Raw genomic sequence first — 19,067 nt, 5'->3', positions numbered from 1 at the left:
ACTAACCAGTTACTTGCTATCGTGGGGAACATGGCGAGAGATGCAGAAGCAACCAGGCAGCGGATCCTGAAGGCGGCAGAGGAGGAGTTCGCCAGCTATGGCATAGCCGGTGCGCGGGTGGACCGTATTGCTGACGAGGCACTGGCCAACAAGGCGATGCTGTACCGGTATTTCGGCAGCAAGGAACAGTTGTTTGACGAGGTCTTCTCCCGGCGGGTAGTCGCAGTAGTGGAGGAGACTGAATTCGACGCACTGGACTTGCCAGCGTACGCGGCCCGTGCTTTCGACCTTTACCAGAAGGATCCCAATGTCCTCAGGCTCACCAACTGGTACATCCTTGAACGCGGCCAGGCGGCGGACCTTGAAACCCTGGTGGCCTCACACCAGGAAAAGCTTTCCCGGATCGAGAGCGCCCAGAAAGCCGGCCACCTTCGCTCTGATCTCACACCCATCGAGTTGCTGGCAAGCGTGCGCGCCTTGGCCATGACCTGGCACACGCTCACTCCCGAGATGGCACGGTCCAAGCTTCCGAGCCTCAGGCGGCGCCGCGAAACCATCATGGAGAACGTGCAGAGGCTCGTCAGCTAAGAGAACTGTCTCACCAAGGGGTGTCCCAGTTCCAAGGAAGTGGGACACTCGATGGAGAAGTCATCAGAGCCGTGGAGTTCGCCGCAACATGGCGGTGTTCCTTGACGGTAGGTATCTCTAGCTGCCTGTTTGCAGGGCGCCACTTAGCCGGTGCGAGATCGGGCCGTTATCGGATTGGCGCGGTTCCGCCGTCAACTTTCACATCGACACCGGCGCCCGAGGCTTCGTCGGAAACGATGAAGGTATCCTCGTTCGCAATTTCTTCAGGCTTGACAGGCGACCCAAGGGGATGCCGGTTATTTGGCGGCGGCTACGAGTGCGGTGAAGACCCGTTCGGGTTCCTCTGCGATGCGGTTCAAGACGCATAACCACATTGGTCTCCAAAGATCGAGTATTCGCGTGTGGTGTAGCCGTCCTTGCGCAATCGGTCCAGGGTGGAGGTGACCAGCCCGAGCCGCATTTCGAATTCCACTTCAGGTCGGCTGATCAGATCGGGGTGTTCTGAGATGAGGTCTTCGATCAGTGTTGCGTCGTGTGTGGCGATGGACAGCGGGTGTCCGCTCTCCAGGATGCGTCCCGCCAAACGGAGGTATACGGCTCGAAGTTCGCCGCTGCCGCGCGGGTGGGGGTGTGGACATCGTCCACACTTAAATCTGCTTTTCTGACTGCAGGGCACTCCTCGGATTTTTTGCTCACATACTTCATTAGCGGGCGTGCTTACGACAACATGATTGGCTGTGCGCCCATCGGGGCTTGAGGGGCTCGTCCAGGGCCAATCTCAGGGGTATCCGTTTCATGGGCCGGGATGGCTGCTTGCGGTGCAGCCGAAGCGGAAGATCTGAGGGGCTTTCTGAGCGGGATGACACGGTACTCGGCCCGGGGCTGACCCGGTTTACGGCGGTGGGGGGTGAGTGCGCAGTGATACTGCAGTATCACGGACCCTATTCTGACAGTTGTGATGCAGTGCAGAGATGACGGCCGTCCGTATGGCGTAAGCACTGGGAAGGCAGCAGCTTAGAGTTGGTTGGACCCGCCATACAGGAAAGAAAAGTCTGAACGTACCGACGAAGTCACGGCCCGGGGCGCAAATTAGATTGCCTTGAGTAGATGAGGCAGGTCTGAGGAGAGAATCGGGAATGAAGGTCAAAGGTGGCGTCGTTTTTGAGGTAGTCGACGTCGAGCAGGCTGTAGTGGCTGAGGCTTCCGGTGCAGTAGCTGTCATGCTGCTCGATGACATGCAGGGGGGAGGCCGGGGCTCCGTGAAAGGCATGTCGGACCCGACTGTCATCCGCGCGATCCTGGCAGCCGTGTCCTGTCCGGTTATGGCCAGAACCCGCGCAGGCCATTTTTTCGAAGCACAGATACTGCAGTCCCTGGGGACTCATTACATCGACGAGTCCGATCCCTCAAACCTGGAAAGGAACATCCAGTACATCGACAAGCGCAACTTTGCGGTCCCGTTCATGTGCGGTGCGGCAAACCTTGGTGAGGCGCTCCGTCATAACAATGAGGGTGCTTCCATGATCCGTACGAAGGGACTGGATCGCCCAGGTGAGCTTCCCGCCGCCATGGGAGAAATCCGCAGGATTGCGGCCGGGATTACCGTGCTCGCTGATCTTTCGGGAGAAAAGCTGCGCATTGCGGGGAAGGAAATGGGCGTTCCATACGAGTTGGTCGAGGAAGTTGCTGCCACAGGGAAATTGCCGGTTCCACTGTTCGGTCACAGCCCCTGCACCCCCGCCGACGCGGCGATGATGATGCAACTAGGCGCGGACGGGTTGTTAGTTGGCTTAGAAATCTTCGCCAAGACAGACGCGGCAAAACACGCTGCTTCCCTTGTCAGGGCGGCGACTTTCCACCAATACCCCGAGATTGTTGGCATGCTCTCCACAGGGCTGAGCGAGCCGTTGGCGTGCGTATCTGATGCTGGAGCAAACCCCTTCCCGCGGCCCGTCCCTGAAGGCGGTATGTACCCGTTTCCACTATGGAGCCGGCTGCGGGGCGCTGAAGTGGAGGTTCGATTCTCAGGAAAGAAGGTACGCGGCGGGTTCGTAGACATGGTGATGCCCGATGACTCCGCGTTGTGGCTGGAGGCCGACGGAGCAGATGGCAGAGCCCTTTTTGAGGCGGCAGCTGGATACGAAATATGGGTTGAATCGGCGATCTTTCAGACGCTGGTCTGACCCTCAGCCGGTGCTGCTTAGCGGTGGTCCTTTTGGTTGAAACGGCCTGGGAATTTTTGCCTGATTCGACAACACGACCCGCCCTTATTTTTGCCATCGTGTCTACATGGAATATGCGCTCAATCTCACCAAACTCGTCCAGTCCAAGATCCCCCCTGAAGGCCCGGGCGCTGCTGTGGGAATATACCAGGATGGCGGCTTGGTTGGTTGCTCGTCCACAGGTCTGGCGAACCTGGAATTTGCCGTCCCGGTGGACGAGCATACAAGGTTCGATACAGCGTCCGTGAGCAAACAATTCACAGCGGCGGCTGCTTTGCTCCTGTGCCGGGACGGAAAGCTGTCCTTGGATGACCCCCTGCAACTGCACCTCCCGGAGCTACGGTTCCCAACGCCCATCACTGTTGGACAATGCCTACGCCATACCGCGGGGCTGCCGGACTGGCTTTCGCTGGCCTACCTTGCAGGGCGCCCGCTCACCAGGATCACCCAGGGAGAGGTCCTGGCGTTCATTTCGGAGCTGACAAACCTCAACTTTGAACCTGGTAGCCGCTTTTCGTATTCCAACACGGGATACGTTCTTGTGGCTTCGCTGGTTCATCGGCTTTCCGGGATGCCGTTGGGCGAGTTCGCTTCGGAGCGGATATTCGGTCCACTTGGCATGCACCGGACACTGTATCGGGAGGACACTCGGACTCCGTTGCCCCTCCTTGCCAACGGCTATGAGATAACGGGCAACCGCGTGATAAGGGCGGATACTGAAGAGTGCGCAGTGGGCGACGGCGGCCTTGTCACCAGCATCGCTGATTTGGGCCCGTGGTTCGGGTTCCTGCAGGACGGTCGCATCCTTGGTGCGGACTTGAAGAACGCCCTCCTGAAGCGTGAAGTCCGTGTCGGCGAAGCCCCGCGGCCCTACGCCCAAGGTCTGGCGCATTTGAGCGTTGACGGGCAACCTGCGTTCGGGCATTCAGGCTCCGTGCCCGGTTACCGCTCCCAGCTTCTGTTCCTGCCCGAAGCGGGGCTCGGCCTTGTGGTCCTGTCTAACAATTCCTCAGTCCAAGCACGTCAATTGGCCTTAGAAGCCCTGCGCCTGGCAACCGGGCCCGCTGCATCGGAGGCGCCGCGGTCCTTCGCCCTTGCCCCTGCCATTGCCGACGCTCTGGCCGGATACTGGCTGGACCCCGGCACCGACACAGCTATATGCGTGGAGCGCTCCCGCAGCGGACACCTCGCTGTTTCAGGCAGTTCCCTCGCCGGGCAATTCGCGCTGACGTCGGACGGCACATGGCAGGGGCAGGACGATTCCACCGGCATTAGGCTGCAACTCACTGACAAAGGCCTGCGGGTTTCTTCAGTATTCCGTCCGGGGGACGACTCGCTGTGTCGCCGTTGCGATCCACCTGTATCCGGGGCCGCCCCACCAGCAGCCGTATACTGCAGCCCGGAATTGGGGACGTTGGCCACTATCACCAGCAGCGGTGACTTGGAGCTGGGACATCAACTAATCGGGAGGATCGAAGCGGCGCCGGACGGGGCTTTTACGGCTGGAGATCTGCTGACCCTGCGCGTACATGGTGACCGTCTCCTCGTCAGCACCGAAGGGGTTTACCGGACTCCATTCATCCGGCAAACCTCCCTTCGCTCCAACTAGGCCGGGACGGTCGCACTGAACAAAGGCTCACCGATCCTGGGAACGGCGGCAAGCAAGTGCCTGGTGTATTCCTCCTGCGGAGAGTGCAGGACGTCAGCTGTGGGCCCTGCTTCCACCAAACGGCCTTTCCGCAGCACAGCCACCTCGTCACACAGGTAATGGACGGCCGCCAGGTTATGGCTGATGAACAGAAGCCCGAATCCCCGCTCGCCCTGGAGGTCCTTCAGAAGGTTCATCACCGAGCCCTGAACAGAGACGTCCAGCGCGGACGTGATTTCGTCTGCAAGAATGAAGTCCGGTTTGGCAGCCAAGGCACGGGCCAGAGCCACCCTCTGCCGTTGGCCGCCGGACAGCGCCGCCGGATAGTCTGCCGCCTTCGATGAGGGCAACTGCACGGATTCGAGCAACGACTTGGTGTCCGCCGACCGGCTGGCGCTGGTGCCACGGCGTCGATCCCGCCGCTCAGCGGTGGTAAGTGCTTCCACCAACGAGGCTCCGATGGTCATCCGGGGATCCAGACACGACGACGGGTCCTGGAACACCATCTGCACGCGCCGGCGGACGGACAACGCCGCGCCCCGTGCCCGCACCAGCTCAGTACCGTCTAAGGTGATGGATCCCGACGTTGGTTCGCATAGACCAACCGCCGCGCGAGCCAGGGTCGACTTGCCCGACCCCGATTCGCCCACCAGCCCTATACTGCGCCCCGCAGGCACCCGGAGGGACACATCGTGCACGGCCGTAAAGGCTCGGGAACCGTGGCCGAAACCGACCCTTACCCGGTCAAAAACCAAATCAGTCATGCGTTCGCTCCCTCACGCTCGGTAGAGTCTTTTTCACCTGCGGACGGTTCCCGTTCCGCCATACGATGGGCTAGGTCGAAGCGCAGACCCGTATTGAAATGCTCGCCCTCAGCGATGGTGGGCATAGGGACTGTCCTGTCAGTCTCCAAAGTAGGGACAGCGGCCAAAAGTGCCCTCGTGTAGGGGTGTCGGGCGTTGCCGGCCACCAGGTCCTCGGTCCTGATCTCTTCCACGATCTGCCCTCGGTACATCACCATCACCCGGGTGCAGAATCCGGTGATGACCGCAATATCGTGGGAGATCATCAACACTGCTGCACCGGTTTCCTGATGAACGTCCTGAAGAACGGACAGGACTTCGCGCTGCACGGTGACATCCAGTGCTGTGGTGGGCTCGTCGGCAATGATCAGCGCAGGTATGCCCATTAGCCCCATTGCGATCATCGCCCGCTGGCGCATTCCTCCGGAGAGTTCGTGTGGATGCTGCCTCGCCCTGCGCTGGGGATCAGGAATTTTTACCTCCGCCATCCGCCGGATGCCTTTTGCCCAAGCAGCACGGCGGCTGAGTCCTCCGTGCAGGAACCCGGGTTCGGCCACTTGCCCGCCCACTCGCAGCGAGGGATTCAGCGAGGACATGGGATCTTGGAAGACCATGGCAAGGCGGGTTCCCAACAGTTTCGACACGGCACGACGGGAACCGGACGCATCGGCGCCTCGGTAGATTTCCTGGCCATCGAAGCGGATGCTCTGGGCACTGACATGCAAGGGGTGTTCCGCTAGCTGCGCCACAGCCATACACGTCAGGGACTTGCCAGAGCCGGACTCTCCTACCAAACCAACCAGTTCGCCCCGTCCGACGTCGAAGCTGACGCCGCGGACAAGCTCGACCCATCGGGTGCGGCCAGGGGCGTCGATGCGCAAGCCGCGGACCTGAAGAACGGCGTCGTCATTGATCGGCAGCATATAACTGTCCTCGCGAGGCCGAAGGTGCGGGAGCTTATCGCTGAAGGACCTTGTGACGCCGGTGGCCCGGGCGATCATCTCACCCAATAGGGTGAAGATGATGCCGGAGATTACGACGGCGATACCGGGCGCCAGCGCGGTTGATGGGTTGACGAAAATCTTGAGGAGTCCTTCGTTCAGCATCCTTCCCCAATCGAACTCCGGTTGCTGGACGCCCAAACCAAGGTAGGACAAGCCGGCGAAGGCCGTAAGGGCGCCGCCAGCGGTCACTGAGGCATTGACGATCAGTGGCGCTGCGATGTTCGGCATGATGTGGCGCAGCAGCAGCCGGATCCGTGGGACGCCGAGAACGCGCGCCGCCGCCACGAAGTCCCTGCCTGCCACTGAGGCCGCCAACGTGCTGGTCAACCGGGCATAGGCGGGAAGGATGGCCAGGCCGATGGCGAATACCGCTCCGGCGATTCCTTGACCGAAAATCACCGAGAGGACCACGGTGATGAGGAGCCCCGGGAAAGCGAGGGCGAAGTTCACTCCTGCCAAAATTACGCGGCCGGCCGTTGGTGGCAGGACGCTCGGCAGCGCACCAACCAAGGCCCCACCCAGGACTCCCATGGCGCTGGCCGCCAACGCCATGAGCACGCTGAGCCGTGTTGCCGTCATGGTGCGGGCAAAAACATCCCTCCCTCCGGCATCGGTGCCGAAAGGGTGCCCGGCGCTGGGCTTCCGGGACAGGGCCGTGGGGTCGGTGGCGGTACTGATGTCCCCCCAGATCACAGGTCCGAAGACAATTAAGAACAGCAGTACCGCCACGCCGGCCAATGCCGCGATCCCAGTGGGCGTCAGCAGTGCCGAACTCCAGCGTCGGGTTAATCGGGCCGCGCGCATCATGAATCCTTAATCGTCGAACGGGGGTCCAAAATCGCGAGGAGGACGTCAACAGTGAGGTTAATGAGCAGAACGATGGCCCCGTAAACCACTACAAGGGCTTGCGCCAGGGGGAAGTCCTTTGCCCTGATGGATTGGACCAAGGTCATGCCCAGTCCGGGCCAGGCGAAAATGCTCTCCACCAGAACCGTGCCGGCAATAAGTGAGCCGAGGAACAGGCCTGCGTTGGTCATGGTGGAGGTCATCAGATTGGGCAGCGCGTGCCGCAAGTACTTGCGTGCAACCGGCATTCGTTTGCCCGTTGCGGTGCGCATGTAATCCGAGCCGAGGACATCCAGGGCTTCTGCCCGGACAATCCGGGACAGGGCCGCGATGGCGCCTATGGACAGCGCCGATATGGGTAGAACGTAGCTGGCCGGTCCGTTGCGTCCCGCCACTGGCATCCACGGCACACTTACTGCAAAGGTGTACACCAAGCCAACCCCGATCAGGAACTCAGGAGCCGACGCTATAAGTCCGCTGGCACCGTTGAATGTCAGCTCCAGCCGTCGCCGCCGGCCGCCCTTGGTCAGGGCTGCAGCCAACAGCCCGATTGGGATGGCTACGACGAGGACCACCAGGACTGTGAGGACGGCAAGTTCCGCAGTGGCCGGGAGGCGGGTGGCGATTACTTCTTCCACGGGCATTCGAAGGCTTATCGACTGCCCGGGGTCGCCTGTGAGAAGACCCTGCCAAAAAGTGAGATATTGCGCTACCAGTGGCTGGTCAAGCCCTAACTCATGTGTGCGTTCGGCCACTTGCGCGGGGCTCGCAGTGGGGCTCAGCGACTGCCGTGCCGGGTCACCGGGTATGAGATGGAGCATTAGGAAGGCCACGGTGACAAGGATGGCGACGGATACCAAAAATTGGGTGCCTCGCCTCATGGCGAACTGGAGCCAGGATGGGACAAGGCGTGCACGGGCTGGGCGGCTGGCGGGCTGGGTAAGGGTATTGGTCATGCCTCGGCCCGCCTACTTCCGGACCCGGACCAAGGGACCGCACACCACGGTATCGAAGACTCCACTTGCGTTGTGGAGGTAGGTGTTGAAGGGAGCCGAGGCGAAGGGCACCACGTCAGCTGTCGAGAACAGGGATTCCTCGGCTTCGGCCCAGGCAGCACATGCCTGCTCGCCCGTCAGGAGGGAAGCCTTCGCGACAGCCGACTCATACCCTTCGTTTCGGATCGAACCGAAGTTGAGGCCTTCGGCGGGGGCAGGTCCGGAGATCAACGGAACGATGGTGCTGGGGACTGAGACGTTGACGTTTTCCCAGGCGATGTCCCAGTCGTTGTTGTTCTTTCCGCTGAGCAACTGCTCGATCATGAAATTCTCGTCCCCGCCCTTGATGGAAACGGTGGCCCCTAGTCTGGTCCATTGCTGCTGGGCAAATTCTGCCGCGGCATTGGAAGTGTCGCTGGCATTGTTGTAGATGAAGGCCAATTCCAGTGCCTTACCGTTCTTGGATCTCTTGCCGTCCTTTCCGGTAATCCACCCGGCAGCCGTGAGCCCGGCAGCTGCTTCGTCAAAGTTGCCTTTGGGAAGCGCATCCGTTGTGTCGATTTGGCATCCCAAAGGAGCGACTCCGGAAAGCTGTTTGCTGATTGCCCCTTTGTCCGCGGTGATGATCTTGGCGAGGTTTGATAAATCCGCTGCTTTGGTCAGGGCAAGCCTGACCGCGGGGTCAGCCGTGGGCTTGTCCGGGAGTTGGTTGTAGAACATCTCGCCCATAGGGCGGTCGGTGCTCAGTTTTGTCAGCCCGGATGAAGCCAAGCGGTCCTCATCAGCACCTGAAACTACTGCGGCGTTGAGTTCTCCGGACAACAGCAGGTTGGCTGCCGTGCTGGGGTTTGTGATCACTTTGAACGTGACGTCCTTGGGCACCCCGAGCGTTTCGGAGGTGGTCTGGTTGTCCGGACCCCAGTTGTAGCCATCACGCCGGGTCAAGGTGTAGTGGTCATTGGGCACAGCTTCGGTTAAGTTGAACAAGCCGGTTCCGTCCGATGCCGACGCTACTGAGTCGGGACTCTTCAGCCCGGCCTGGCAGGAGATGCCCACGGAGGCCGTGTTGACCAGCAGGAAAGGCGACGGGGTTGCAGTCTTGAGTGTTATGGTCCCGCCAGCGTCGTCGGCTGTTGCCACCAGGTCACCCGGGACAGAGAAACCGCGCAGGGGCGAGTTGTTGGACTTGTCGGCAATGAAATTAAAGTTGTCCGCGACGGTTTGCGGGGTCAGTGCTTCGCCGCTGGAGCAGGTAATGCCCTTCTTGAGCGTGTAAACCACCTCATCGGGCCGCTCCGTCCAAGCTTCGGCCAGCCAGGACCTGACTGTGCCGCTGCCCGGATCAATGAAAACCATGCGATCGTACAGGTAGTTGATCACCTGGCTCGCCGATGTCGAGACTGTCATCAACGGACTGAGCGTACCGGGATCGGATTCCAATGCCATGGAGAAGCTGCCGTCCTTGACCAGTTCCTCTCCAGTACCGGCCAAGCTGCCAGCGGAGCATGCGCTCAAAGCGATCGCGGCGCAGCCCATCAGTGCGGCGGCCCTTCTAAGTCTGTGATTCATTGTTCCTCCACGTCCTGTTCCTTGGCTGTCACGGCGCTGGCGCCGCGGTAGCCTTCGAACAACCATTCCCCGGCAGGGACGCGCGTTCATCAGTGGATCGGACAAAGGAAGCCGTGGAAGTAGGGAGCATTGGATAACCCAAAATCGCCCGGGGCCATTCGAGGCGGCCGCTTGGAGTTATCAGATACGTGTCATTTGATCGCCCAGGTGTCGTAGACCGGCTTGTTTCGAGGACTTGAACAGGACCAGATCATCAGGGCTGAGTTCTGCTTGCAGTAGCGCCTGCGCGTCTTCGGCCGTTTCAGCGAACCAGCACTGGTCTTCCCGGTGTCCACCCTCCAGGGCGGACGCGAAGATTGCCCGGGCTTCATGACCAACGACTACCAGGCGGGAGATGTTCAGTCGCACTACCTGCGTGCCTACCTCTGTGTGCTCGCGGAGGGAGTCTTCTCCGAGCTCAAGCATGGCGCCAAGGACGGCCCAGGTCCTCCTGCCCTGGCCAAGGTGCGCCAGGGTGCGTAGTGCCGCGCGCATGGATTCAGGGTTGGCGTTGAAGGCGTCGTTGATGATGGTGACACCGTCTTTTCGTTCTGCGCGTTCCATTCGCCAACGGCTGGCCGGACCTTGTGAGCTGAGCGAGGAAGCGATGAAAGCAGCTGGGATGCCGGCAGCGAATGCCGCGGCGGCGGCTGCGGTGAGGTTCGTTACTTGGTGGGCTCCGATAAGGCGGCTTCGAACCGGCACGGCAGGGCAGCCGTCGGGCAGGAAAAGATCGAAGCCTGGGTGACCTTGTGCGTCGAGCACAACGTTGCGGGCCTTTACATTGTGGGCAGTGCCAGTAGTGAGAGCGGCTCCGCTGGTGAAGCCGAGAACTCGGGCTGCGGTTCGTGAGCGCATGGCCGCCACCCGGCCGTCGTCGAGGTTGAGCACAGCCGTACCGTGCTCGCCAAGCGCCTCGACCAGCTCGCCCTTGGTCTTGGCGATGTTCTCCACCCCACCGAACTCGCCCGCGTGCGCCGTGCCAACCACCAGGACTACCCCGATGTCGGGTTTGACCATGCCGGCAAGGTACTTGATGTGTCCCAGTCCCGTAGCACCCATTTCGATGACCAGGAACCGGGTCCCGGCGTCAGCTGCGAAAACCGTGAGCGGAACGCCGACCTCGCCGTTGTAGGAACCCTGCGGAGCCACCGTGGTCCCGGCGGTGGACAACACCCCGGCAAGGAGATCCTTGGTGGTGGTCTTACCAGCCGACCCCGTAATACCGATAACCGTGAACGCCTGGCCCCGCTGTTCCCGCTCGGCCCTGATACGCCGGACCGCTTCAGCCGCGAGGGCGCCCATGGCCAGCACAGCATCCTCAACCACGACGGCGGGGTACGGGCTGCCGTTGGCATCGGTCACGTCGCGTTCGGCCAGGACCAGGACGGCGCCGCGCTCGAACGCGGCGTGGACGAAGTCATGTCCGTCAGCGTGCTCGCCAGGTTTGGCCACGTAGAGCGAACCGGGTGTGGCCTCCCGCGAGTCAGTGACAACAGAGGAAGGCACGATGCCCGGATTTCCGGTCAAGCGGCCATGGGTGATGTCGGCGATCTCCGCCGCAGTAAGTGCAATCAATTTTGAGTGTCCTGTTTCGTCTTTTATCGAAAGCCGTAAACGGCAGCTAACTTGAGCAATCTTGTCATTAAGTGGCACAAGCAGATTTAACCGCCATGCAATTGGCTTCTTGTGGTGTTGGCTCGGAATATCGTTAGTTCTTAAATACAAAAACAGCCAGCACATTTAGTCCTGGCGTACGAAGTAATACATTTATCTGGTTGGCAGCAATTTGTCAGTTGCCCGGGAAGCATAATTGGCTCCTTACGCGACACGGTCGGGGGTGCGTAGTAGTCAATCCAGTACACGTCTGGCCCGAAGTTGGTACCCTCGTTAGCACCCGCCGTCGCGTCCTGGGCGGTTTTTGAGCTAGGAGATCACGTCGCATGACCGATCCGACTGTTACGCCAGGTGAGTCACCGTCCAGGGGGATAACCGTTGGTGTCCTCCTGGACACTCTTGGTCCGGACGTTGTGCGGCCTTTGGCTCTCCCCGCGGGTCCTTCCGCGCCCATTGGCTCGCCCTTTATACATGACGCGGAACAGAGCAACGTGGACCTGGCCGATGCTGTGCTCCTGGTACCCGGCAGTCCACAACCATCGCTGCTGGAGATGGCCTCCGAGGCCGACGTTTCCGCTGTCGTCGTGCGGGCCGGGACCGCGGACGCTGACCGGCTCATTGCTGCAGCGAACCAACTTGGCACGTCCTTGCTGGAGTGCAGCGAAGAGCTTTCGTGGGGCCAGTTATATGTACTGATCGATGCATTGCGGGCCATCCGGGACCCCGTGGATGACCAGGATGGTCGGGCCTCGGACTTGTTCTCATTGGCCAACGACATCGCCTTGCGGGCAGGCGGCGCGGTGGCCATTGAAGACTTGTCCATGAGGGTGCTGGCATACTCCAACGTGCCGGGTCAGGTTGTGGATGATCTGCGACGGGATGGAATCCTCGGCCGTAGGGTTCCGGACCATCCCACCAACGCGGAGGACTATGCGAATGTCCTGCGTGCTGGGTCTGCCATCTGGATAGGGATCGAGGCCGACTTCCGTCCGCGCCTGGCTATCGCTGTTCGGGACGGTGGGGAGGCCCTGGGCAGTATTTGGGTGCAGTTGGGCGATCATCCGCTGGCCGAAAACGCTTCCGAGGTTCTGACGGAATGTGCCCGTCTTGCCGCGCCACATCTGGCTCGGCTGAATGTTGCTACGGAAACTGATCGTCGACAACGCGCTGAGCGTTTGGGCCAGATGCTGCGGGGCTCCGGCCCGGACCGGCAGATCGCTGAGTCGTTTGGGCTCAGCCTCGATTCGCCGACCACGGTGTTGGTGATTGGCCGTGACGAAAGTTCGAATTCCGGACCGCGTGGAATGTCCGCAGAGTCCGGTGCTGTGCACGTCAGTGTCCTGCTCCGGATGGCGCTTGCTTCCTATCGTCTTCCGTCGGCTGCAGGGTCCTTGGAAGGGCAAGCCGTTGCCGTTATCGGCACAAGAGCGGACTCTCCGGTCCTTCAAAAAATCATCACCACTGTGTTGGCCCGGGCGGCCGAAAGCCTTGGGGGCAACTGGCGGGCTGGAGTCAGTCGTAGTCTGCACAACCTGACGGTAGCTCCGACTGGATACGTCCAGGCCAAACAAGCACTGGGAGTGGTGTCGGGGCCGCTCGGCCAAGGCGGGATCGGCAGACATCAGGACCTCGGTGCGTCACTGTTCCTCCTCGAAGTGCTGAGGGCACTGCAGCTTCAGCCGGATGCGGACGTCGAACCACTTTCCTTGGTGGCAAGCAACGACAGGCGCTATGGCACCGACTACGTCAAGACGCTGCGGAGCTGGATCGCAGAGCACTACGACATCGCGCGGGGAGCCGACGCACTGGTACTTCATCCCAATACCTTGCGGCATCGCCTGCGCAGGATCGCCGAGGTTGTCGACATAAATGACCCGGACGTCCGGCTGGCTTTGGCGCTGCAATTGCGCCTCCAGGAAATCAGCACGAAGCTGACAGGCTGAGGCGTCAGCCAACGAGGGCAGACGCGTAGCCGCTTTGTCCAAAAGGCAGAAATAAGGCCCAGTGTCTCTGCCTTCCGCACCAAAACTGTGCATTGAGGGCGGCGTATCTTCGAAAGGAGATCGAGGAGAAGCCCTTCAATGGCCACAAAAATGGCGCGTACTCCAAGTGCGCAAGACATATATACAAAAACACCGGAATACCGGTTCAAAGCATTTCCGGCAGGCATTTCCGACCTCAGCCGGGGCGCGGTCGCAGCGCAGAAATGGAATGCTCTCGGTGGGGATTTCTCCCTGCCTGTGATGGTGCTCAAGGAAGCCGAACTAGACCACAACATACAGCGGATGGCCAGTTGGTGCAGGCAGCGCGATGTACTTCTGGCACCCCATGCGAAGACCACTATGAGCCCTCAGCTCGTTCATCGGCAATTGGAAGCCGGTGCCTGGGGCGTCACGGTGGCGACAGTGTCGCAAGCCCGTGTCCTGGCCGAATTCGGCATCAAACGGATCATCATTGCCAACCAGGTTCTTGCCAAAGAGGATCTCGAATGGATATCCGCGTTCCTCGGCGCTGAAGAGTCGAGGAACGTTTACGTCCTGGTGGACTCCGTGGCCGGCGTCCTCCTAATGGACCAAGCATTGAGCCAGATGGATCGCGCTGGCAGACGGCTTCCGGTGTTGTTGGAACTCGGTTACGACGGCGGCAGGGCCGGCTGCAGAACCACGAAGGAAGCTCTTGCGGTGGCTACCGCCGTCGCAGCATCACCGCACCTTGAGCTGGCAGGCATCGAGGGTTTTGAGGGTTTGGTTCCGGGCGAAACTGCCATCTACCGCCTCATTGCAGTACGGGCCTTCCTTGCCTGGATGGGTGCAACGGTCAAGGCCCTCCAAAACTCCCGGTTGCTGCCAGCGCAACCCATGGTCACGTGCGGGGGAAGCGCCTACTTCGAGGAAGTGGTACGGACGTTCGTGGGGGAGTGGGGAGGACCTCCCCTCCGCGTTGTCTTGCGCAGCGGTTGCTACGTCACCCACGATCACGGCTTGTACCAGGGATCTTCTCCACTGCGTGATGACGCTGACCCCTTTCAGCCGGCGCTGGAAGTGTGGGCCCAAGTGCTCTCCGTCCCCGCTCCGGGCCTGGCGATCCTCGGCTGCGGGCGCAGGGATGTCCCTTACGATGCTGGACTGCCCCTTCCGTTGCTGGTGAGGCACCGCGGGGCAGACAGGCCGTTCCTGGACGCTCGTGTCACGGCGCTCAACGATCAGCACCTCTTCCTCTCATTTTCCGAAGAGGACGGCATCGCTGTTGGCGATCTGGTTTGTCTGGGGATCTCCCACCCTTGTTCTGCCTTCGACAAGTGGCCGCTGATTCCCCTTGTCAATGACTCGTACGGCGTTGTGGACGCAATCAGAACCTATTTCTAAGGAGGGCCAAATGAAGGTCTATATCTCAGTAGACATGGAAGGCATCGCGGGAATTGCCACCTATGACCAAGTCATCCGTGGCGGAAGCGGGTATGCGCGTGCCCAGCTGCTGATGACCGCGGAGACAAATGCCGCGATCGAAGGCGCCTTCGAAGGCGGCGCCACAGAGGTCCTGGTCAATGACAGCCACGGGACCATGGACAATCTCCTGCACGAGCAGCTTGACCCCCGGGCACGTGTTATTTTCGGATCCCCAAAAGCGTTCTGCATGGCTGAGGGCCTAACCTCGGACTTCGATGCGGCGTTGTATGTGGGGTACCACGCCCCAGCAGGCTCGGCGGGCGTGCTGGCCCATTCATTCTCGGGGTACTTCGCCAGTTTCCACGTCAACGGCGATGTGGCATCGGAGGCATCAGTCAATGCCATGTTTGCCGCCACCAGGGGTGTTCCCGTGGGGTTGGTGACAGGTGACGACGTTATCTGTGGCCTGGCAGGGATGGCGTTCCCGGGCGTGCGGACGGTCCAGGTAAAAGAAGCCCGCGGCGTCATGGCAGCCAACAGCCTCTCACCCCAAGAGGCTCGTAAAAGAATCCGCAAAGGCGCTGCCGATGCCGTGCGGGGCATTCAGGGGACCGGTCTGCTGCCCGTTCCCGGCCGGATCCGCCTGGAAATAGGTTTTCAGACCGCGCTGGCCGCGGAACTCGTGGAGGCCGTACCAGGAGTGGTCCGTACCAGCAATCTCTCAATTGCCCGGGATCTGGATTCGGCAGAGGACCTTCTGGGGATGGTCGCAACCAGCTACAACCTTGCTGGTCTCGCCGCAAGGACCATCTACTCGCTCGTCAACAGGACGTGAGCTTCCACCCCACTTTTTCACTATCCGGTACATGCTAGACACCTAGGAAAAACAATGACCCCAATAAAGGGGCTGCCAACGTTGGCAGCCATCACAGCCATCTCGTCGCTGTTCCTGATCGGCTGTTCGCCGGGTCCGTCAACGTCTTCGGGCAACGCAGGGGATCCCGTGAGCGGCGGACAGCTTGTCATGGCCCGGGAAGCGGATGCCTCAACGTTGATGCCCGCTGACGCCACGGACAATGAATCGATCTGGACGGTAGAGGAAATCTACGACACCCTGGTTATTCCGTCCGTGGATGGAGAAAAGCTTAATCCGTCCCTCGCCACGGCATGGGTCCAGTCCGAGGACAAGCTGTCATGGACCTTCACCTTGAAACCCGGCCTCACCTTTTCCGATGGCAGCCCGCTGACGTCGGCGGACGTCAAGTTCTCCTTGGAAGCAGCTTCGGATCCTGAACTGCCCTCGGGCTTCCTCAACGAACAAATAGCCGCGGTTGAAGCACCTTCGCCGGAGACCGTCGTCGTGAAAACCAAAAGCGCGTGGTCACCGCTGCCGTCGGTACTGGCTCTCTATGCCAATTCCATCGTTCCCGAGAATTACGGCGGCCTCACCAGGGAAGAGTTTGCCAAGGCACCCGTGGGATCGGGTCCTTTCAAGGTGAAGAACTGGATCAGGGGCCAGCAACTGGAGCTTGTCCGGAACACTGCCTACTGGGGCAAGGACCGTCCCTACCTCGACGGCGTGACTTTCGTGACCGTGCCGGACGCCAATACCCGCGCTACCCAGCTGCAGGGCGGCCAGATCACCGTCAACGAGGCACCGGCCGCGAGCAGCTTCGCCGGGTTGGCCTCTACTCCAGGGCTGAAGGCTTCAGCGTTCGACAGCAGCCTCACCAGCTTCCTCACGCTCAACAACACCAGGGCCCCTTTCAACGATGCCCACGTGCGGAGGGCTGTTGCCTTCGCGATCGATCGCGAGGCAATTCTGAAAGCCGCGTACTTCGGACAGGGTGCTGCAGCCGGCTCGTTCCTCAGCCCCGCCTATTGGGCTTACGACGCCGGCGTGAAGGGGCGACAGTTCAGCCTTGATGAAGCCAAAAAGGAGATGGCAAAGTCTTCCCAGCCGAAGGGCTTCGCCGTCAACATCCTGGTAACCAGTGGAAATGCCACGCAGCTGACCATCGCACAGATCCTGCAGAGTGAGCTCGCGGAAATCGGCATTACTGTCAACATCAACCAGATGGAGCCTGCCGCGCAGCGGGCAGCCCGGAAGTCCATGGACTACGACATGTCCATCAGCGTCGCAACCACGGACATAACGGATCCGGACGAGATGGTGCGGTTCATCGCGGTGCAAGCCGGCGGTTCGAATGCCCTTTACACAGGCTACAACGATCAGGAAGTCTCAGAGCTGGCAACCAAAGCCGCGGAGCTCAGCGACCAAGCCGAACGGGTGAAGATCTACTCCACCATCCAACAGGAAGTGGACGAGGACCAGCCGATGGTTCCGCTGTTCTACCTCCCGGCCCTCTACAGCTACAGCGATACCGTCCACGGCTTCCAGCCCTCCATCACGGGCAACTACAACCTGGTCAACACATGGCTGTCCAAGTAGTCGACGGCGGGCGGCGGCCCGCGTGGAGAGTGTCTTACGGGTCGGGTGAATGGACATGATCCGGTTCCTGGCTCGACGACTGGGTCTGCTGGTACTGGTCATCTGGGGCGTGGTCACCGCGACGTTCCTGCTGGTCCACGCCACTCCCGGCGATCCCGCCCGCACAACGTTGGGGGACAAGGCTTCCGAATCAGCGGTTCAAGCACTCCGGGCCGAGTGGGGGCTTGACCAGCCCCTCGGAGTCCAGTACTGGCATTTCCTGCTGGACCTCTTGAGCGGCAACCTTGGAAGTTCGTTCCAGTACCGTTCACCCATTTCGTCCCTCATCACGGACAGGCTGCCCACCACGCTCCTGCTTATGCTGCTGGCAGTTGTTTTCGCCGTGCTGATCTCGCTGCCGCTGGCCACCTGGGTGGCCGTCCGTGGCCGGGGCGGTGCCGATATCGGTGTCCGGCTCTTTGGTGCCGTTGCACAGGGGACACCGGCGTTCCTGACCGGGACTTTGCTGGTTATCGTCTTCGGGCTCAACCTGCGGTGGTTTCCGGTGGGCGGCTATGGAAGAACGACGGCGGAACACCTGCACTCCCTCGTCCTGCCTGCCCTGACAATAGCCTTGGGCATCGTACCCATGCTGGTTAACAGCTTGAGGGCCTCGCTGACGGATGCGCTTCAAAGTGACTTCGTGGCCTTCGGTCACTCCAAGGGATTGAAGCAATCAACCGTAATGGCTGCCTATGCCATCCGCAACGGCAGCATATCCGGCGTAACCATCCTGGGAATCCAAGCCGGCGCACTCGCCGGAGGCGCGCTGGTTGTGGAAAAGGTGTTTGCGATCCCCGGCATGGGCAGCCTCATGCTCACGGGCATCCTTGGCCGGGATTTTCCTGTTGTCCAGGCCACCACGCTGATCTTCGCGGGGATCGTTGTTGTGGTCTACCTCGTCACGGACTTGTCCTATGCCGTGCTTGACCCGAGAGCGAGACTGGCGTGACCCAGACACTGATCCCCCAACCGGGGGCCACTTCCGGCCCGGCCGAAGCACCACCACCGCGTCGGTTCCGCCTGCGGCACTGGCCTCGGGGCTCCAACATAGAACTCCTGGTGGGCGGTGGAATTTTCGGAGTCATGGTCTTGGCAGCCATTTTTGCGCCACTTCTGGCTCCCTACGACCCCACCGCGCAAGACCTGGCGAACGCGTTGTCCGTGCCCACTGCTGCCCATCCTTTGGGCACGGACAACCTGGGGCGGGACACCTGGAGCCGGCTTCTGTTCGGTGCACGGAGCGACCTGGGCATAGCAGCCCTGGCAGTCATCTTCCCCTTTGTTCTGGGAACTGTACTAGGTGCCCTCTGTGGCTACTTCGGCGGTTGGCTGGACACCCTGGTCATGCGCATCGCGGACGTCGTTTCAGCTTTCCCCTTCTTTGTCTTGGTGATCACCTTGGTTTTCGTCTTCGGCAACGGGCCTCTAAGTATCTTTCTTGCCATCAGCCTGGTGAGCTGGGTCTCCTACGCGCGGATTGTGCGGGCTGAGACTCTTGTCATCCGGAGCAGGGACTTCATTCAATCCTGCGAGACGGGTGGGCTGGGCACGGCACGGATCGTGGTCCGGCACGTGCTTCCCAACACGGCGACGCAGGCGATTGTGTTTGCGATGAGCGACGTCGTAGGAAACATTGGCGTGATCGTCACCCTGAGCTACTTCGGGCTCGGCATCATTCCGCCGACGCCGGACTGGGGACAAATGATCAGCGACGGCCAGCAATTTTTGGCCTCCGGAAATTACGCACTGGTGCTGATTCCCGGCGCCGCGGTGATTCTCGCAAGCCTCTCCCTCACCTTCCTGGGAGACGGAATCGCCAACACCTTGCGGGCAAAACGATGAACGGGGGAGCAGCC

The 19,067-nt window shown here is 60.9% G+C and carries 15 protein-coding genes; 9 read left to right on the top strand and 6 right to left on the bottom strand.

Annotated features, from left to right (window positions below; genetic code table 11):
• The first annotated feature begins 30 nt into the window (after window positions 1-30).
• Complete coding sequence (locus tag ACZ881_RS12125) at window positions 31-588, top strand: TetR/AcrR family transcriptional regulator (RefSeq protein ID WP_476115703.1); 558 nt, start codon at window positions 31-33, stop codon at window positions 586-588.
• Window positions 589-943: 355 nt separating this feature from the next.
• On the opposite strand, the gene ACZ881_RS12120 is transcribed toward ACZ881_RS12125, so the two are convergent.
• Complete coding sequence (locus ACZ881_RS12120; RefSeq protein WP_476115701.1) at window positions 944-1,171, bottom strand: hypothetical protein; 228 nt, start codon at window positions 1,169-1,171, stop codon at window positions 944-946.
• Between the two features lie 553 nt (window positions 1,172-1,724).
• Here ACZ881_RS12120 and ACZ881_RS12115 point away from each other — a divergent pair.
• On the top strand, window positions 1,725-2,771 hold the full coding sequence (locus ACZ881_RS12115) for a pyridoxal 5'-phosphate synthase lyase subunit PdxS (RefSeq protein WP_476115699.1): 1,047 nt from the start codon (window positions 1,725-1,727) through the stop codon (window positions 2,769-2,771).
• Window positions 2,772-2,877: 106 nt separating this feature from the next.
• Window positions 2,878-4,419, top strand: coding sequence for a serine hydrolase domain-containing protein (locus ACZ881_RS12110; RefSeq protein ID WP_476115697.1), 1,542 nt, complete (start codon window positions 2,878-2,880; stop codon window positions 4,417-4,419).
• Here ACZ881_RS12110 and ACZ881_RS12105 read toward each other — a convergent pair.
• The 5 genes from ACZ881_RS12105 to ACZ881_RS12085 all read right to left on the bottom strand — a co-directional run bounded on the left by ACZ881_RS12105 (window position 4,416) and on the right by ACZ881_RS12085 (window position 11,292).
• A complete protein-coding gene (locus ACZ881_RS12105) occupies window positions 4,416-5,222 on the bottom strand; it encodes an ABC transporter ATP-binding protein (RefSeq protein WP_476115694.1) in 807 nt (268 codons plus the stop codon). The two genes, ACZ881_RS12110 and ACZ881_RS12105, sit on opposite strands and share 4 nt — an antisense overlap.
• Window positions 5,219-7,072, bottom strand: coding sequence for a dipeptide/oligopeptide/nickel ABC transporter permease/ATP-binding protein (locus ACZ881_RS12100; protein WP_476115692.1), 1,854 nt, complete (start codon window positions 7,070-7,072; stop codon window positions 5,219-5,221). The genes ACZ881_RS12105 and ACZ881_RS12100 overlap by 4 nt, the downstream gene beginning before the upstream one ends.
• Window positions 7,069-8,067, bottom strand: a complete 999-nt coding sequence (locus ACZ881_RS12095; protein WP_476115689.1) for an ABC transporter permease — start codon at window positions 8,065-8,067, stop codon at window positions 7,069-7,071. The genes ACZ881_RS12100 and ACZ881_RS12095 overlap by 4 nt, the downstream gene beginning before the upstream one ends.
• Before the next feature lie 12 nt (window positions 8,068-8,079).
• The gene (locus ACZ881_RS12090; RefSeq protein ID WP_476115686.1) at window positions 8,080-9,675 is read right to left on the bottom strand and encodes an ABC transporter substrate-binding protein; all 1,596 of its coding nucleotides are present in this window, start codon (window positions 9,673-9,675) and stop codon (window positions 8,080-8,082) included.
• A 180-nt stretch (window positions 9,676-9,855) separates the two neighbouring features.
• Window positions 9,856-11,292 carry a UDP-N-acetylmuramoyl-tripeptide--D-alanyl-D-alanine ligase gene (locus ACZ881_RS12085; protein WP_476115684.1) on the bottom strand — a complete coding sequence of 479 codons (1,437 nt, stop codon included), beginning with the start codon at window positions 11,290-11,292 and terminating at the stop codon, window positions 9,856-9,858.
• A gap of 365 nt (window positions 11,293-11,657) precedes the next feature.
• Here ACZ881_RS12085 and ACZ881_RS12080 point away from each other — a divergent pair, with 365 nt between their 5' ends.
• The 6 genes from ACZ881_RS12080 to ACZ881_RS12055 all read left to right on the top strand — a co-directional run bounded on the left by ACZ881_RS12080 (window position 11,658) and on the right by ACZ881_RS12055 (window position 19,053).
• Complete coding sequence (locus ACZ881_RS12080) at window positions 11,658-13,274, top strand: PucR family transcriptional regulator (protein ID WP_476115681.1); 1,617 nt, start codon at window positions 11,658-11,660, stop codon at window positions 13,272-13,274.
• Between the two features lie 138 nt (window positions 13,275-13,412).
• Window positions 13,413-14,696 (top strand): amino acid deaminase, encoded by a 1,284-nt coding sequence (locus ACZ881_RS12075; RefSeq protein ID WP_476115678.1) that lies wholly within the window; start codon window positions 13,413-13,415, stop codon window positions 14,694-14,696.
• Between the two features lie 10 nt (window positions 14,697-14,706).
• Window positions 14,707-15,552, top strand: a complete 846-nt coding sequence (locus ACZ881_RS12070) for a M55 family metallopeptidase (RefSeq protein ID WP_476115674.1) — start codon at window positions 14,707-14,709, stop codon at window positions 15,550-15,552.
• Window positions 15,553-15,606: 54 nt separating this feature from the next.
• On the top strand, window positions 15,607-17,169 hold the full coding sequence (locus ACZ881_RS12065; protein ID WP_476115672.1) for an ABC transporter substrate-binding protein: 1,563 nt from the start codon (window positions 15,607-15,609) through the stop codon (window positions 17,167-17,169).
• A 49-nt stretch (window positions 17,170-17,218) separates the two neighbouring features.
• Window positions 17,219-18,160 (top strand): ABC transporter permease, encoded by a 942-nt coding sequence (locus ACZ881_RS12060; RefSeq protein WP_476115669.1) that lies wholly within the window; start codon window positions 17,219-17,221, stop codon window positions 18,158-18,160.
• Window positions 18,157-19,053, top strand: a complete 897-nt coding sequence (locus ACZ881_RS12055; RefSeq protein ID WP_476115665.1) for an ABC transporter permease — start codon at window positions 18,157-18,159, stop codon at window positions 19,051-19,053. Before ACZ881_RS12060 ends, ACZ881_RS12055 begins: the two co-directional genes overlap by 4 nt.
• The last annotated feature ends 14 nt before the right edge of the window (window positions 19,054-19,067 follow it).

This window comes from Paenarthrobacter sp. TE3676 (assembly GCF_056279165.1).
This window is presented reverse-complemented; position numbering and strand designations above follow the sequence as displayed.

Bases quoted from the DNA above. Each gene is read 5' to 3' on its own strand.
- ACZ881_RS12095 (WP_476115689.1), bottom strand. From the start codon at position 8,067: ATGACCAATACCCTTACCCAGCCCGCCAGCCGCCCAGCCCGTGCACGC.
- ACZ881_RS12070 (WP_476115674.1), top strand. From the start codon at position 14,707: ATGAAGGTCTATATCTCAGTAGACATGGAAGGCATCGCGGGAATTGCC.
- ACZ881_RS12060 (WP_476115669.1), top strand. From the start codon at position 17,219: ATGGACATGATCCGGTTCCTGGCTCGACGACTGGGTCTGCTGGTACTG.
- ACZ881_RS12125 (WP_476115703.1), top strand. From the start codon at position 31: ATGGCGAGAGATGCAGAAGCAACCAGGCAGCGGATCCTGAAGGCGGCA.
- ACZ881_RS12065 (WP_476115672.1), top strand. From the start codon at position 15,607: ATGACCCCAATAAAGGGGCTGCCAACGTTGGCAGCCATCACAGCCATC.
- ACZ881_RS12090 (WP_476115686.1), bottom strand. From the start codon at position 9,675: ATGAATCACAGACTTAGAAGGGCCGCCGCACTGATGGGCTGCGCCGCG.
- ACZ881_RS12100 (WP_476115692.1), bottom strand. From the start codon at position 7,072: ATGATGCGCGCGGCCCGATTAACCCGACGCTGGAGTTCGGCACTGCTG.
- ACZ881_RS12110 (WP_476115697.1), top strand. From the start codon at position 2,878: ATGGAATATGCGCTCAATCTCACCAAACTCGTCCAGTCCAAGATCCCC.
- ACZ881_RS12080 (WP_476115681.1), top strand. From the start codon at position 11,658: ATGACCGATCCGACTGTTACGCCAGGTGAGTCACCGTCCAGGGGGATA.
- ACZ881_RS12105 (WP_476115694.1), bottom strand. From the start codon at position 5,222: ATGACTGATTTGGTTTTTGACCGGGTAAGGGTCGGTTTCGGCCACGGT.
- ACZ881_RS12075 (WP_476115678.1), top strand. From the start codon at position 13,413: ATGGCCACAAAAATGGCGCGTACTCCAAGTGCGCAAGACATATATACA.
- ACZ881_RS12115 (WP_476115699.1), top strand. From the start codon at position 1,725: ATGAAGGTCAAAGGTGGCGTCGTTTTTGAGGTAGTCGACGTCGAGCAG.